This is a genomic window from Bosea sp. 124 (assembly GCF_003046175.1).
GTDB lineage: Bacteria > Pseudomonadota > Alphaproteobacteria > Rhizobiales > Beijerinckiaceae > Allobosea.
In genome coordinates this window covers 4,931,512-4,946,914 of record NZ_PZZM01000001.1, presented here as the reverse complement: position 1 = coordinate 4,946,914, position 15,403 = coordinate 4,931,512, and the positions used below count along the sequence as shown (strand labels likewise).

General features: G+C 69.0%; 15 protein-coding genes. 5 read left to right on the top strand and 10 right to left on the bottom strand.

Features of this window, described 5'->3' with window-relative positions:
* The first annotated feature begins 196 nt into the window (after positions 1 to 196).
* Positions 197 to 1,555 carry a ComEC/Rec2 family competence protein gene (locus C8D03_RS23395; RefSeq protein ID WP_282568621.1) on the top strand — a complete coding sequence of 453 codons (1,359 nt, stop codon included), beginning with the start codon at positions 197 to 199 and terminating at the stop codon, positions 1,553 to 1,555.
* Here the strand turns inward: C8D03_RS23395 and lexA are convergent.
* The 8 genes from lexA to C8D03_RS23355 all read right to left on the bottom strand — a co-directional run bounded on the left by lexA (position 1,549) and on the right by C8D03_RS23355 (position 8,698).
* Entirely contained in the window at positions 1,549 to 2,274 is a 726-nt protein-coding gene (gene lexA / locus C8D03_RS23390; protein ID WP_108050128.1) for a transcriptional repressor LexA, read from the bottom strand. The genes C8D03_RS23395 and lexA overlap by 7 nt on opposite strands.
* A gap of 105 nt (positions 2,275 to 2,379) precedes the next feature.
* Positions 2,380 to 3,591, bottom strand: coding sequence for a molybdopterin molybdotransferase MoeA (locus C8D03_RS23385; protein ID WP_181301203.1), 1,212 nt, complete (start codon positions 3,589 to 3,591; stop codon positions 2,380 to 2,382).
* Positions 3,591 to 4,088, bottom strand: a complete 498-nt coding sequence (gene moaC / locus C8D03_RS23380; RefSeq protein WP_108050126.1) for a cyclic pyranopterin monophosphate synthase MoaC — start codon at positions 4,086 to 4,088, stop codon at positions 3,591 to 3,593. Before moaC ends, C8D03_RS23385 begins: the two co-directional genes overlap by 1 nt.
* Entirely contained in the window at positions 4,085 to 4,897 is an 813-nt protein-coding gene (gene trpC / locus C8D03_RS23375) for an indole-3-glycerol phosphate synthase TrpC (RefSeq protein WP_108050124.1), read from the bottom strand. The genes moaC and trpC overlap by 4 nt, the downstream gene beginning before the upstream one ends.
* 7 nt (positions 4,898 to 4,904) lie before the next feature.
* On the bottom strand, positions 4,905 to 5,918 hold the full coding sequence (gene trpD, locus C8D03_RS23370; RefSeq protein ID WP_108050122.1) for an anthranilate phosphoribosyltransferase: 1,014 nt from the start codon (positions 5,916 to 5,918) through the stop codon (positions 4,905 to 4,907).
* Between the two features lie 72 nt (positions 5,919 to 5,990).
* Entirely contained in the window at positions 5,991 to 6,641 is a 651-nt protein-coding gene (locus tag C8D03_RS23365) for an anthranilate synthase component II (protein WP_248308593.1), read from the bottom strand.
* A gap of 83 nt (positions 6,642 to 6,724) precedes the next feature.
* Positions 6,725 to 8,236, bottom strand: a complete 1,512-nt coding sequence (locus tag C8D03_RS23360; protein WP_108050118.1) for a helicase HerA domain-containing protein — start codon at positions 8,234 to 8,236, stop codon at positions 6,725 to 6,727.
* A 177-nt stretch (positions 8,237 to 8,413) separates the two neighbouring features.
* A complete protein-coding gene (locus C8D03_RS23355) occupies positions 8,414 to 8,698 on the bottom strand; it encodes a YARHG domain-containing protein (protein ID WP_248308592.1) in 285 nt (94 codons plus the stop codon).
* Between the two features lie 192 nt (positions 8,699 to 8,890).
* Here C8D03_RS23355 and C8D03_RS23350 point away from each other — a divergent pair, with 192 nt between their 5' ends.
* Positions 8,891 to 9,550, top strand: coding sequence for an aspartate/glutamate racemase family protein (locus C8D03_RS23350; protein ID WP_181301201.1), 660 nt, complete (start codon positions 8,891 to 8,893; stop codon positions 9,548 to 9,550).
* Positions 9,551 to 9,635: 85 nt separating this feature from the next.
* Positions 9,636 to 11,381, top strand: a complete 1,746-nt coding sequence (locus C8D03_RS23345) for an ABC transporter ATP-binding protein (protein ID WP_108050116.1) — start codon at positions 9,636 to 9,638, stop codon at positions 11,379 to 11,381.
* 12 nt (positions 11,382 to 11,393) lie between these two features.
* Here the strand turns inward: C8D03_RS23345 and C8D03_RS23340 are convergent, their stop codons facing one another.
* Together C8D03_RS23340 and C8D03_RS23335 are read right to left on the bottom strand one after the other, a co-directional pair.
* A complete protein-coding gene (locus tag C8D03_RS23340; RefSeq protein ID WP_108050114.1) occupies positions 11,394 to 12,665 on the bottom strand; it encodes an amidohydrolase family protein in 1,272 nt (423 codons plus the stop codon).
* Positions 12,666 to 12,780: 115 nt separating this feature from the next.
* A complete protein-coding gene (locus tag C8D03_RS23335; RefSeq protein ID WP_108050112.1) occupies positions 12,781 to 13,569 on the bottom strand; it encodes a GntR family transcriptional regulator in 789 nt (262 codons plus the stop codon).
* 160 nt (positions 13,570 to 13,729) lie between these two features.
* On the opposite strand from C8D03_RS23335, the gene C8D03_RS23330 reads away from it, so the two are divergent.
* Positions 13,730 to 14,611, top strand: a complete 882-nt coding sequence (locus tag C8D03_RS23330; protein WP_108051936.1) for an ABC transporter ATP-binding protein — start codon at positions 13,730 to 13,732, stop codon at positions 14,609 to 14,611.
* Positions 14,608 to 15,384 carry an ABC transporter permease gene (locus C8D03_RS23325; RefSeq protein ID WP_108050110.1) on the top strand — a complete coding sequence of 259 codons (777 nt, stop codon included), beginning with the start codon at positions 14,608 to 14,610 and terminating at the stop codon, positions 15,382 to 15,384. The genes C8D03_RS23330 and C8D03_RS23325 overlap by 4 nt, the downstream gene beginning before the upstream one ends.
* Positions 15,385 to 15,403 lie beyond the last annotated feature (19 nt).

The window sequence follows — 15,403 nt, the reverse complement described above, 5'->3', positions numbered from 1 at the left end:
GCCTTTGCGTTGCGGGTTCAGCAGATCCTGCTGTGGATAGCCCTTACGGACGCCAGCGACATCGAGAAGGCGCGATCAGTACTCCGCGCAGCGGCTGTCCACGCTGATGGCGGAGACTTTCGCCAGCCTCAGACCGCATCTAGCGCGATCGCATACGTGCTGACGGTATCCTGAAGCCGGATTAACCGCCTACCACATCGTCTCGATCTCGGGCCTGCACATGGTGCTCGCCGCCGGCACGATCTTCTGGCTGGTGCGGGCGCTGCTCGCCCTCTCGCAGACGCTCGCCCTGCACTGGCAGGTCAAGAAGATCGCCGCCGTCGCCGCCATGGTCGGCGCCATCGGCTATTGCGTCTTCTCCGGCGCCGAGGTCGCGACCGTGCGCTCGCTGATCATGACGCTGGTCATACTCGGGGCGATCCTGGTCGACCGGCCGGCTCTGAGCATGCGTAATCTGGCGCTGGCGGCGATGATCGTGCTGCTGCGCGAGCCCGACGCGCTGCTCGGGCCGAGCTTCCAGATGTCCTTCGGCGCGGTGGCGGCCCTGATCGCCTTCGCTGAGCGTTGGGAGAACCGCACCCGTCCGCACCCGCCATCATTGCTGCCCTGGCCGCTGGGCCCACTCTGGATCGCCTCGGTCGGCGTCATCGTCACGACCCTGCTGGCGACCGCCGCGACAGCGCCCTTCGGCGCCTATCACTTCCAGACCTTCAATCCATTCGGTCTGCTCGGCAACGCGCTGGCACTGCCCTTCGTGTCGCTTTGCGTGATGCCGGCGGCGGTCTTTGGCGTGCTCGCCTATCCGTTCGGGCTCGATGCTCCGGCCTGGTGGCTGATGGGGTTCGCTTCGGACGTGGTCCTGAAGCTGGCGCACTGGGTCGCGACCATCGACCATTCGACGCTCGTCATCGCGGCCTTCGGCCCGGCCGCGCTCGCCTGCTTCGCCGCGACGCTGCTCTGGCTCACCCTCTGGACCACCAGACTGCGCCTGCTCGCGCTCCTGCCGCTCGTCGTCGGCGTCGCGGTCGCGGCCAAGCCCGAGCGACCCGACGTCCTGATCGAGCGTGACGGCTCGGGCATTGCCGTGCGCGGCAAGGACGGCCTGCTGGTCGTCGCCGGCAAGCCCAGCCGCTTCGTCCTGCAGCAATGGCTCACCGCCGACGGCGATGGCCGCAACCCCGACGACGCCAGCTTGCGACAGGCGGCTGCCTGCGATGATGCCGGCTGCGTCATCGCGACCAGGGACGGCCGCAGCATCGCTTATGCGCGCGACCGGCTCGCCATCATCGAGGACTGTCGCCGCGCCGATCTCGTCGTCACGCCGATCCCCTGGACCGCGCCTTGCGCCACGAAACTCGTCGACCGCACGGCGCTGGCCCGCGATGGCGCGACAGCGCTCATCCGCCGGGGAGGGGCATGGCGCAGCCACACGTCGGAACAGGGCTCCGGCGAGCGGCCCTGGAGCCGCCGGGTCGAGGCTCCAGCATCAGCGCCGGCCAGGCCGGCCGCCGCCCAGCCGGTGGACGATCCGGCCAATCCGGAACGGCTTCAGTAGCGCCGCATCAGGTTGACGAGCCGGCCCTGGATCTTGACCCGGTCCGGGCCGAGCACGCGCGTCTCATAGGCCGGGTTCGCCGCCTCCAGCGCGATCGAGGAGCCACGCTTGCGCAGCCGCTTCAGCGTCGCCTCCTCGTCGTCGATCAGGGCGACGATGATGTCGCCGGTATTGGCGCTGTCCTGCTTGCGGATCACCACCGTGTCGCCGTCGAGGATGCCGGCGTCGACCATCGAGTCGCCGCGGACTTCGAGCGCGAAATGCTCGCCCGCGCCCAGCATGTCGGCCGGCAGCGCGACGCTGTGGCTGCGGCTCTGGATCGCCGAGATCGGCGTGCCGGCCGCGATGCGGCCCATCACCGGAATCGCGATGGTCGTGCGGATGTCGTCGGAGGCCGTCTCGACCGGCCTGACCTTGCCGAGCCCGCTGTCCTTACCGAGACCGCCCTGGACGATCGACGGGCTGAAACGGCCCCGCGCGGTCGGCTGGCCGCCGGCACCGACGCCCTCGGGCAGCTTGATGATCTCGAGCGCGCGCGCCCGGTTCGGCAGCCGGCGGATGAAGCCGCGCTCCTCCAGCGCCATGATCAGGCGATGGATGCCGGATTTGGAGCGCAGGTCGAGCGCATCCTTCATCTCGTCGAAGGAAGGGGGGACGCCGCTTTCGCGCAGGCGTTCCTGGATGAAGCGAAGCAGTTCGAACTGTTTGCGTGTCAGCATGGTCCCCGCCGGCGCGATGATAGATGTAAGTGGGCGCAGATTCGAAACAAATCACGAACACCATACCCGTTCGCGTTGTGTTCCGCAAGCGCGCCTCGCCTTGCGTCAGCGCAGCCTGATGATGCGGCAGGGATCGCCTGTCCTGGCGGGCGCCGCGAAGGCGGGGCGGATCGCCAGCGCCTGTGCGCGTGACAGCAGGCCGAGCATGGAGGAATCCTGCCGCTCGAACGGCGTCGCCTGCCAGCCAGCTTCGGTCAAGGCAAGGTCGGAGCGCAGATAATCCTCGCGTTCGTCATTGGCCGGCATGTCGCGCCCGAGGATGCCGGGCTCGCTGCGGTCTCGCTCGGGCGCCGGCATGCCGAGCAGCGCCTCGATCAGCGGCACGACGAAGAGATGGCCGCAGACGATCGACGAGACCGGGTTGCCCGGCAGCCCTACCGCGACCATGCGGCCGAGCCGGCCGGTCATCATCGGCTTGCCCGGGCGCATCGCGATCTTCCAGAAACCGAGCGCCATGCCGGCTCGCGTCAGCGCCTCCTGCACCAGATCATGCGCGCCGACCGACGCACCGCCGAGCGTGATCAGCACATCCGCGCCGGCGGCCCGGGCTTGCTCGATCCGCGCGGCGAGGTCGGGATGGTTGTCGCGCGCGATGCCGAGATCGAGCGCCGTCGCACCTGCCTGCTCGACCAGCGCGGCGAGCGAGAAGCTGTTCGAGGCGACGATCTGGTCGGGCCCGACCGGATCGCCCGGCGAAACGAGTTCGTCGCCGGTGGCGAGGATCGCGACAAGCGGCTTGCGGCGCACCGAAAGCGTCGGATGGCCCGCCGCGGCGGCAAGGCCGAGTGCGGCGCTGTCGAGCTTGCGGCCGGCCTGCAGCAGCACATCGCCCGTGCCGAAGTCGAGCCCGGCCGCGCGGATGAACTTGCCTCTGGGGGCCCCCTCGCGCACGCGGATCGTGGCGGAGCCGACCCCGTCGGCATTCTCCTGGATCAGGATGGTGTCGGCGCCGTCGGGGATCGGTGCGCCGGTGAAGATGCGCACGGCCTCGCCCGGTGCGAGCGAACCGGCGAAGGAGCGTCCCGCGGCGGATTCGCCGGTCACGCGCAGGTCGCGTCCGGGCAAGAGATCGTCGGCCCGCGCCGCATAGCCGTCCATCGCGGAATTGGCGAAGGGGGGCTGCGTGCGCAGCGCCGCGATATCGCCCGCCAGCACGCGCCAGGCGCATTGCGCCAGCGGCAGGGTCTCGGCCGGCGTCGCCGCCGGAACGCTGTCGAGCAGGGCCCTGAGCGCGACGGGGACCGGGGTCAGCGCCATCAGGCCGTCTCCGCCGCAGAATCGCCGGCGTCGAAGCTGCCGGACTTGCCGCCCGATTTGTGGACGAGCCGGATACCTTCGATCCGCATGGCGCGGTCGGCCGCCTTGACCATGTCGTAGACCGTCAGGCAGGCGACGCTGACCGCGGTCAGGGCCTCCATCTCGACGCCGGTCTGGCCCTTCATCTTGACCTCGGCGCGGACGCGCACGCCGGGCAGGGCCTCGTCCAGGACGAGATCGACGGCAACCTTGCTGATCAGCAGCGGGTGGCACAGCGGGATCAGCTCATGCGTCCGCTTGGCGGCCATGATGCCGGCGAGCCGTGCGGTGCCGAGCACGTCGCCCTTCTTGGCGTCGCCGTCGCGCACGATCGCCAGCGTCTGCGGCTGCATCACGACGCAGCCCTCGGCGATGGCCATGCGCGACGTCTCGGCCTTGTCCCCGACATCGACCATATGGGCCTGGCCGCGGGCGTCGAGATGGCTGAGCCGGCTCACGCGGCGACCTCGCGGCCCGGGCCTTCGAGCAGATCGCGCGTCGCCTGCGCCACATCGGCTTGCCGCATCAGGCTCTCGCCGACGAGGAAGGTCTCGACGCCGCAGCGTTTCAGCCGGAGCGTCTCGGCATGGCTGAAGATGCCGCTCTCGCCGACGATGATCCGGTCGGAGGGGATGCGCGGCGCGAGGCGCTCGGTCACGGCGAGATCGACATGGAAGCTGCGCAGGTCGCGGTTGTTGATACCGAGCAGGCGGCTTCCGAGCGAGAGCCCGCGCTCGAGCTCGGCCTCGTTGTGGACTTCGACGAGGACGTCCATGCCGAGTTCGCGCGCCGTCGCGTTGAGGCTGCCGGCCGTGGCGTCGTCGACGCCGGCCATGATGATCAGGATGCAGTCGGCGCCCCAGGCACGCGCCTCATGGACCTGATAGGGCTCGTAAAGGAAATCCTTGCGCAGCGCCGGCAGGCCGGAGGCCTCGCGCGCCTGCGTCAGGAATTCGGGCTTGCCCTGGAAGGAGGGCGCGTCGGTCAGGACCGAGAGGCAGGCGGCGCCGCCCTGCGCATAGGCGCGCGCCAGCGCCGGCGGGTCGAAATCGGCGCGGATCAGGCCCTTGGACGGGCTGGCCTTCTTGATCTCGGCGATCAGCGCCGGCTTGCCCTGGGCATGCTTCGCCGCGATGGCGGCGGCGAAACCGCGGACCGGGTCCGCCGCCCGTGCGCGCCGCTCGATCTCGGCCGGTGGCACGGCCTCCTTCGCGGCGGCGATCTCCCTGCGCTTGTAGGCTTCGATCTTCGCGAGGATGTCGGTCATCGCCGCCTCACGCGTTGGAGCTGGCGACGAGCGCAGCCAGCGTCGCCTTCGCCTTGCCGGAATCGAGCGCGGCGGTGGCCTGTGCCAGTCCGTCGCGCAGATCGCCCGCCTTGCCCGCGACAAGCAGCGCTGCCGCCGCATTGAAGGCGGCGATGTCGCGGAAGGCGGTCTTCTCGCCATCGAGCACGGCGCGCAGCGCCGCCGCGTTCTGCGCCGGTTCGCCGCCGCGCAGATCCTCGGGCTTTGCGCGGGGAAGCCCGACATCGTCGGGGCTGATCGTGAAGCTCTCGACCTTGCCGTTGTCGAGCGAGACGATGCGGCTTGGCCCGGTGGTGGTGATCTCGTCTAGGCCGTCGGAGCCATGCGCGGCCCAGATTCGGGTCGAGCCCAGCGTCGCCAGCACGCGCACCATCGGCTCTAGCCAGGTCTCCGAGAAGGCGCCGATAAGCTGCTTCTTCACCCCGGCGGGGTTGGAGAGCGGGCCCAGCAGATTGAAGATCGTGCGGGTGCCGAGTTCGACGCGCACCGGCGCGACATGGCGCATCGAGGCATGGTGCGTCGGCGCGAACATGAAGCAGAGGCCCGCTTCCGCAAGGCAGCGTTCGGTCGCCGCCGGATCGAGCCCGACCTTGACCCCGAGCGCCATCAGAACATCCGCCGTGCCGGTCTTGGACGAGGCGGCACGGTTGCCATGCTTGGCGACGGGCACGCCGCAGGCAGCGGTGATGATCGAGGCCAATGTCGAGACATTGTAGGAGCCCGACGAATCGCCGCCGGTGCCGACGATGTCGATGGCGTCGACCGGCGCCTTCACCGTCAGCATCTTGCCGCGCATCGCCCCGACCGCGCCGGTGATCTCCTCCGTGGTTTCGCCGCGCACGCGCAGCGCCATCAGGAAGGCGGCCGCCTGTGCATTGGTCACACCGCCCGAAAGGATGGTGTCGAAGGCGTCGCGGGCCTCGTCGCGGGACAGTGAGGCGCCGGTCGCGACCTTGGCGATGAAGGGTTTGAAATCGTCCATGGGAACTCTGTGTAGAGGGCGACCTGGAAGCAGTCGATCTGGAAAAGGGCGGCTCGAACGGGCGTTCCGGGCTCAGACCGCGCCGGCCAGCGCGGCGCTCTCATGGTCGCGCTGCCATCGCTCGGCGAGGTCGAGGAAATTCCGCAGGATCGTCGCACCGTGTTCGGAAGCGATGCTCTCGGGATGGAACTGCACGCCATGCACCGGCAGGCTGCGATGCGACAGCGCCATGATCAGCCCGTCGCTCGTCTCCGCCTCGATCTCGAGATCGGTCGGGCAGGTTTCGCGCGCGACGACCAGAGAATGATAGCGCGTCGCCTGCAGCGGTCCGTTGATGCCACGAAACAGCCCGCGCGCCCTGTGCTGGATCGCCGAGACCTTGCCATGCATCGGCAGTGGCGCGCGCACCACATCGCCGCCGAAGGCCTGGCCGATCGCCTGCAGCCCGAGGCAGACGCCGAAGATCGGCTTGCTGACCGCGCCCTCGCGCACGAGATCGAGGCAGATGCCTGCTTCGTTGGGCGTGCACGGACCGGGCGACAGCACGATCGCGTCGTGATCGCCACCGAGCGCCTCGTCGACCGTCAACGCGTCGTTCCGGCGCACGTCGACCTGCGCGCCCAGTCCGCCGATCAGGTGGACCAGGTTCCAGGTGAAGCTGTCGTAGTTGTCGATCAGCAGGATGCGCATCGGCAGGGACCGTGGATTTCGGGCTCCGGTCATGCACGGTCATGGGCCGGCTGGTCAAGTTCGCGGGCGCCTCGGGATGTTGTGCGGCGCAACGCGTGGAGCGCCGCCGCGGCCCGTCAGGCGCGCGCGCCGCGCGGCACGCCGGCCGTCCGGATCGTGCCCTGGCCCGGTGCGGTCTCGATCCCCAGCGTCGGCAGGGCGAGCGTGCGCTGGCCGCGGAAATCGACATGGCAGACCAGCAGCCCGCGCTCCTCGATATAGGTAATCAGGCGCCGCGCCCGGCTGGGCGAATGGCTGCCATAGACGCTGGCGAGTTCGGCGTCGCTGGGGCAGGGCGCCCCTTCCATCGCGGCCCGCGCGATGAACAGGAACAGTCCGTGCAGGTCGTCCGGCAAGGCCAGCGAGGCCTCGACCGCGGCCCGCCAGATGTCGGACCCGACGATCTCGTCGCTGGCTCCGGCCCGCGCGACGGCCAGCCGCCGGCGGAACTCGTCGAGGCCGGGATTGGTGCGGCCGAGCCGGCGCATCCGGCAGCGCACCGTGAAATCCTGATAGAGCACCGCGACCTGGCGCGAGCGCGCCTCGGGGTCGGCCATCAGCTCGCGCAGGATCTCGGTCATGATCGCCTCGCGCTCGGCCGGCTCCATCGGGATTTCCGGCTCGGGATCGGGCGCCGCCGTCGGACGATAGCTCTCGATCTGTCGCATCGTCTCATGGACGGCCGGCCGCGGGCGCGGCGCCGGGCGTGGCATCCGGCTGATCGGGAGGGGTTCGTCGGCACCGGCCGTGAAGATCAGCTTGCCGGCTTCTTCCGGCGCCTGCTCGGGCAGCGGCATCAGCCCCGGCGCGCCGCCACGGTCGACGGAGGTGGCGGGCCCGATCCGCAAGGGCAGCGGCCGCTTCGACAGGGCGGGGCCCAGCGCCACGAACTGCCCGCGCTCGAGATCGCGGAACATCTCGGCCTGCTTGCGGTCCATGCCGAGCAGGTCGGCGGCTCGCGCCATGTCGATGTCGAGGAAGGTGCGCCCCATCAGGAAGTTCGAGGCCTCGGCCGCGACGTTCTTGGCCAGCTTGGCGAGGCGTTGCGTCGCGATCACGCCGGCGAGCCCGCGCTTGCGGCCCCGGCACATCAGGTTGGTCATGGCGCCGAGCGAGAGCCGGCGCGCCTCGTCGGAGACCTCGCCCGCCATCACTGGCGCGAAGAGCTGCGCCTCGTCGACCACGATCAGCATCGGGAACCAGAGCGAGCGGTCGACGTCGAACAGCCCACCGAGGAAGGCGGCGGTCGCGCGCAACTGCTCGTCGGCTTCGAGGTTTTCCAGATTGAGCACGACCGAGACGCGATGCTGGCGCACCCGCAAGGCGACACGCTGCAGCTCGGCCTCGCCGCACTGGGCATCGACGACGACATGGCCGAACTGGTCGGCCAGCGAAACGAAGTCGCCCTCCGGGTCGATCACCGCCTGCTGCACCAGTGGCGCGCTCTGTTCGAGCAGGCGCCGCAGCAGATGCGACTTGCCGGAGCCGGAATTACCCTGGACCAGAAGCCGCGTCGCCAGCAATTCAGCGAGATCGAGCAGGGCGGGTTGACCGCCTTGGCCCAAGCCCATGTCGATGGCCGTCGTCATGCCGTGATCGCGCCGCTCCGCCGATATTCAGTCTTGCTCGCGAGGCTCTGGGCCGCCGTCAGGTGGATGACCGGAGGGCTCGCGACCGGCGCTTCTAGCACGGCCTTTCGCAGTTGCGTCCGAGTCGGGGGCCGGCGTCCACAATAATCGGGGCGGAGTTTCAGCGTGGCCGTTCTCTCAACGCGGGCAGCGGCGGGCGCGCTCCTCGCGCTGGATTTCCGCGATGGTCCGGCGCTGGCTGTTCGACAGCGGCAGGTCCTCCGCATTGTCGTACTGGCAGCCGGCATTGCCGAAGGCCTCGATGCCGCGGCGGGTTCGGAAGCAGTAGCCCTGCGCCTTGTAGATTTCGTTGCGGGCATACCAGAGATCTTCGCAGCTCTCGGCCCGCGCTGGGGCCGGCATAGCGGCGCTGCCCGCCAGCAGCCCAAGCGCTGCCATGCTCATCGTCAGTGCGCGCCGCATGGTCGTTCTCCCCCGGTCCGGACCCGATTGCCCGGCAATCTGCGCGAAGCCTCATGGCGCGGCAAGCCGCCGCCACGATCCGGGAGGAGGGCTGTCATCCGCTGCCGAGGGTGGACCTGCGCCGCGCGCCGCCCGATGATGCCGCCACACGGCCGAACCGAGACCTGCCGGCCCAGAATGGATGAGACCCTCATGACCCGCCGCGCCCGTATCCTCGTGATCAATCCCAACTCCAACGAGGTCGTGACGGAGGGGCTGCGCCAGGCCGTGCTGCCGCTCTGCTATGCGGAAGGGCCGGAGATCGTCTGCGAGACGCTTGCCGAGGGCCCATTCGGCGTCGAGACGCAGGAGCATGCCGACAGTGTCACGATTCCCTTGCGGCGCAAGATCGAGGCGGCCAACGATGTCGATGCCTTCGTCATCGCCTGTTATTCCGACCCCGGCATTCACGTTGCGCGCGAAGGCACGACGAGCCCCGTCTTCGGCATCGCCGAGAGCGGCGTGCTGACGGCACTGGCCCGCGCCGACCGCTTCGGCGTCATCGCGATCAAGAGCCGCTCGATCCCGCGTCATATCCGCTATCTGCGCCAGATGGGCCTGATGGACCGGCTCGCCGGCGAGCGGCCGCTCGAGATGTCCGTCGCCGAGACCGCCTCGGGCGACCGCACGCTGGAGCGCATGATCGCGATCGGCCGCGAACTGAAGGAGATCGACGGTGCCGGTGCCATCGTCATGGGTTGCGCCGGGATGGCGCGCCATCGCCGGCCGTTGGAGCAGGAGCTCGGCATTCCCGTCATCGACCCGACCCAGGCCGCCGTGGCGATGGCGATCGGCACCATCGCGGTCAGGTGATACGTCCGGACCGGGCCGGCGCCGGCATGGCGGGCTCGCGTCGGCGGGCTGATGCCCACGGCCGGCGATCTGCTATGAACCCGCCATGCTGAGAGAGTTCTTCGCCTATTATCGCCCGCACCGGACGCTGTTCCTGGTCGATTTCGGCTGCGCCGTCATCTCGGGGCTGCTCGAACTCGGCTTCCCCATGGCCGTGAAGGCCTTCGTCGACCTGCTGCTGCCGCGCGGCGACTGGCCGCTGATCTTGATGGCGGGCGCTGCGCTTCTGGTGATCTACGCGGTCAATTCCGGCCTGATGGCGGTGGTCACCTATTGGGGCCATCGGCTCGGCATCAACATCGAGACGGAGATGCGCCGCCGCGCCTTCGACCATCTCCAGAAGCTCTCCTTCCGCTTCTACGACGAGCAGAAGACCGGCCATCTCGTCGCGCGCGTCACCAAGGATCTGGAGGAGATCGGCGAGGTCGCCCATCACGGCCCCGAGGATCTGTTCATCGCGGTGATGACCTTCATCGGCGCCTTCCTGCTGATGCTGAGCGTGCATCCGCAGCTCGCCCTGATGACGGCATTGATCGTACCGCTCGCCGGCTTCGTCGTGGCGCGCTACGGCGCCCGCATGGCGCAGAACTGGCGCAGCCAGTTCGGTCGGGTCGGCGCCTTCAACGCGAGGCTGGAGGAAAATATCGGCGGCATGCGGGTGGTCCAGGCCTTCGCCAACGAGGCCCATGAGCGCGCGCTCTTCGCCGGTGACAACCAGCGCTACCGCACGACCAAGCTCGAAGCCTACGGAATCATGGCGGCGAGCCAGGCGGTGAATTATCTCGGCATGCGGATGGTCCAGCTAGCGGTGATGCTGGCCGGCACCTGGTATGTCGTGCAGGGCAGCCTGAGCGTCGGCGGCTTCGTCGGCTTCCTGCTGCTGGTCGGCGTGTTCTATCGTCCGCTCGACAAGATCGCGAGCGTGATCGAGACCTATCCGAAGGGCATCGCCGGCTTCCAGCGCTATCAGGAATTGCTGGCGACGGAGCCCGACATAGCCGATGCAGCCGATGCGATCGAGGCACCGCCGCTAAAGGGCGACATCCGCTTCGGGAAGGTCGATTTCGGCTATACGAAGGGCCGGCCGGTCCTCGCCGGCATCGACCTCTCCATCGCGGCCGGCGAGACGGTTGCTTTTGTCGGGCCGTCGGGCGCCGGCAAGACGACGCTGCTCTCCTTGCTGCCGCGCTTCTACGAGATCGATGCCGGCAGCATCACCGTCGACGGCCATGATATCCGCAGGCTGACACTGGCCTCGCTGCGCCGCCAGATCGGCATCGTGCAGCAGGATGTCTTCCTCTTCGCCGGCACGATCCGCGAGAACATCGCCTATGGCCGTCTCGACGCCACCGAGGACGAGATCGCCGAGGCCGCGCGTCGCGCGCGTCTGGAGACGATGATCGCCGACCTGCCGGCCGGGCTCGACACCCTGATCGGCGAGCGCGGCGTCAAGCTCTCGGGCGGCCAGAAGCAGCGGCTCGCCATTGCCCGCATCTTCCTGAAGAACCCGCCGATCCTGATCCTCGACGAGGCCACCTCGGCGCTCGACACCGAGACGGAGGCCGCGATCCAGCAATCCCTGACCGAACTCGCCGAGGGGCGGACGACGCTTGTGATCGCGCATCGCCTCGCCACGATCCGCCATGCCGACCGTATCGTCGTGGTGACCCAGGCGGGGATCGCCGAGCAGGGACGTCATGACGAACTGGTGCGGGCCGGCGGCCCCTACCAGGCCCTGCACGAGGCGCAGGTCGCGCCGCTGCGGCTCGCCATGGGCAATGCGGCGGAGTGATCCGGCCGCTGGCTACAGCGAAGCGGCGCGCGTCAGCGCCGCCTCGCGCTCCGGCGCATGCAGCGCTGCCGCCGGGCGTGAAAAGCTCTGCCGCCCACCTTTGAAGCCGAGCACCGGCTCGGCGATTCCGGCCAGCGCCTCGCTGGCCGTCGCGGCGTCCAGCACGATCAGGTCGGCCGGATTGCCGACCGCGATGCCGTAATCCTTCAGGTTCATCAGCCGCGCCGGCAGCGTCGTCACCAGATCGATGCAGCCGTCGAACCCCTCCGGTCCGACCTGGGCGACATTGGCGTAGAAATTGGCCATCCGCAGCAGCGACGCATCGCCGAAGGGCGTGAACGGATTCAGCACATTGTTGGTCGCGACCGAGCAGGTGACGCCATGCGCCATCAGCCGATGTGCCGGGGTCAGGCCGCGCGGCACGTCATGGCTCGCCTCGCGGCCCATCAGATAGAGATCGGTCGCAGGCAGCACGGTCACCGCGACACCGGCCTCGGCCAGGCGCTCGGCCGCCCGCGCAAAGGCTTCGGGCGGGAGCGCCGACAGCTTGGTGACATGGCCGATCGCGACGCGCCCGCCATAGCCGCGCATCCGGGTCTGCCGGCAGACCTCGTCGAGATGCATCCAGCTCGCGTCGAGGTCGAAATCGAGATGGAAGTCGAGATCGACGTCGAAACGCTCGGCCAGGGCGAACAGCCGCTCGATCTGTGCATGCGGGTCGGTATCGGTATAGGGGCAGCCGCCGAGCGCGTCGGCGCCGTCGCGCATTGCCCGCACCAGCAGGTCTTCCGTGCCCGGATCATTGGTCAGCCCCTCCTGCGGGAAGGCGCAGATCGTGAGATCCATCGCCCAGGCATAGTCGCGTTTCAGCGCCTTCAGCGCCTCGAAACTGCGCAGGCCCGCGCGCGGATCGACCTCGACATGGCTGCGCATCCGGGTGGTGCCCTTGCCGATGGCGAGCTCCAGCACCTGTGCGCCGCGCGCATAGACATCGGCTACGGTGAAATCGCGCTTCATCGCCGAGACGGCGGCGATCGCCTCCCGCAGGCCGCCATGCAGATGGCCGCAGCGCCCGAGCAGGCAGGCCTTGTCGAGATGGACGTGGGTATCGACGAAGCCCGGCAGCACGGCGCGGCCACCGACGACGATCTCCGGCGCATCCACCGTGAGAGCCGGCGCGATCGCCGCGAAACGCCCGCGCCGGACGCCGATATCGACCGGGCGCTCATGGCCGGCGAGGCGGGCCTGGCGAAAGATCAGGTCGAAGATGTTGTCGTCTGGCATCGGCGTGAGGTGATCATTGGCTTGCGGTTCGTGATTAAACTGCATGCACTTTACATGCCGTCATGCCGTGTGGAACGGTTGCCATGGGCACACCGCCGCCTGCTGCCTGGCGCGGTCAGGCGCTGCCGGCGGCTGCCTTCCGGCGGGTCCCTCTCACGACTGCGGCCGGAGCCGGCACGGCCAAGAGCACAGGCCGCGGCGGTTCGGCATAGGGAGCGAGGATATCCATGATGTCGCGCCCGCGCGGCCGCGACTGGGCCACGAGCGCGCGGTTCGCGACGGAATCGAGATGGTGGTGCATCAGCGACATTACGGTCTCGGCGTCGCCGCCCGCCAGCGCGTCGATCAGCAGCCGGTGCTCGTTGATGGCGCATTCCGACGAATGCGGACGGGTGAACAGCGACAGCGTCAGGCAGCAGCGATAGGCGATCTCGCTGACATAGCGGATCAGGATCGGGCTCTCGGTCATGTTCGCGAGCAGGATGTGAAATTCGGTCGCCAGCCGGATCGAGACGGCATCGGGCCCGTTGCGGGCCCCGTCCTCGGCGTCGACATGGGCGTGGAGCTGCGCGACCTGGCTTTTGCTCAGGCGGCCGGCGAGTTGCCGCACGACCAGCCGTTCCAGTTCGATGCGGATGTCGAAGGCGTCGCGCGCCTCCTGCCAGCTCGGCGTCGCGACGACGGCGATGCGGTTGCGGCGAAGCTCCACCAGGCCCTCGGCCGCGAGTTGCCCGAGCGCGTGGCGCGCGATCGTGCGGCTGACGCCGAAGCGCTCGCCCAGCGCATCCTCCGGCAGCTTGGCGCCCGGCTCGAGCGCCTGCTCGATGATCGCCCGGCGCAGAGCGCGGCAGATCGTCCCGACCCGGTCCGTCGCATTGCGGCCCCGGTTCTCCTCACGCGCCATCGTCAAATTCCGAACTGCTGAAGCCTCGTCTTAGCGTCTTCATGGGTAACCTCGCAATCCGGCGCCCGGCGGGCCGGCTGCCAGCCGGCGCAAAAGGCGCGGGCCGGCCGATCGAATGCAGTCTGGCATCGAGCTTGCATGCACTTTTGCGATGACCAGCATGCATCCGCAGCCCGCCGTCCCCTCTCGCCCGCCGGCCCCGCATGCCTCGGCCGGGGCTGCGCCATCTGCCCTGGCGATCGAGCTGTCGCAGGCCTGCGTCACCTTCGGACGCGGAGCAAATTCGGTGCCGGCCTTGGCGCAGACCACGCTGCGGATCGCCGATGGCGACTTCGTCGCGCTGGTCGGCCCGTCCGGCTGCGGCAAGTCGACCATCCTGCGTCTCGTCAGCGGTCTGGTGCAGCCGACCTCCGGGGTGGTGATCGTCGGCGGGCGCGAGGTCGCGGCGCGGGCCCTGCGCGTCGGCATGGCCTTCCAGAACCCGACCATGCTGCCCTGGCTGACCATCGAGCGGAACATCATGCTGCCGCTGAAGATCGTCGAGCCGTTCCGCTCGCGCTTCTGGCAGGAGCGCAAGGGCGCCTTCCGCGACAAGGCGCATGCGCTGCTGGCACAGGTCGGCCTCAAGGGCTTCGCCGGCAAATATCCCTGGCAGCTTTCCGGCGGCATGCTCCAGCGCGCCAATCTCTGCCGGGCGTTGATCCACGAGCCGCGACTGCTGCTGCTCGACGAGCCTTTCGGCGCGCTTGACCAGTTCACCCGCGAGGAACTCTGGGCGATCATGCAGGAGCTCTGGCTGGCGCATCGCCCGACCGTGCTGCTGGTCACGCATGATCTGCGCGAGGCCGGCTATCTGGCCAGCCGCATCTGCGTGATGAGCGCGCGTCCCGGCCGCATCGTCGACGACAGCGCCGTCGCCTTCGCCCGCCCGCGCAGCATCGCCATGACCTTCGAGCCTGACTTCGTCGCGCTGAACCAGCGCCTGCGCGGCCTCATCGTCGATGCCCGCTCCGTGCCTGCTGCCGAGGGGAGCACCCCATGACCCATCTCGCCTACAGGCAGAAGTTCTGGTCGGCCGGGCTGATCCTGCTGTTCTTCGTCGGCTGGGAGGCGTTCTGCCTCGTGTCGGGCATGTCGGATTTGATCCTGCCACGCCCGAGTCAGATCTTCGTCACGCTCTGGCAGCGCATGCCGATCCTCTGGCCGCATATCCTGCAGACGCTGGCGACGACGATGACCGGCTTCGTGCTCGGCGTCGCGCTCGGCGTCCTGCTCGGCGCGATGATCGGCGTCTCGCGGACGGCTTATGACACGGTCTATCCGCTGCTGATCGGCTTCTCCTCGATCCCCAAGGTCGCGGTGGTGCCGATCTTCGTGCTCTGGTTCGGCTCCGGCACGGTGCCGGCGGTGCTGACCTCGCTTTCGATCTGCTTCTTCCCCATTGTCGTGAACATCGCGACGGGGCTTGCGACGACCGAGCCCGAGATGGAGGACGTGCTCAAGGCGCTCGGCGCCTCGAAGCTCGACATCCTCTGGAATGTCGGCCTGCCGCGGACCATGCCGTTCTTCTTCGCCTCGCTGAAGGTCGCGATCACCTATGCCTTCGTCGGCACGGTGCTGGCCGAGACTGTCGCCTCCAACCGCGGCATCGGCAATGTGATGATGTCGGCCTCGTCCAACTTCAACGTGCCGCTGGTCTTCGCCGGGCTCTTCATCCTCGCCGGCCTCGGCGTCGCGCTCTACGCCGCCTTCTCGCTGATCGAGGGCCGCGTCACCGGCTGGGCCACCCGCAAGAACGATCTCATCGCCGCCTGAACCTGACTCAAAATCTCAA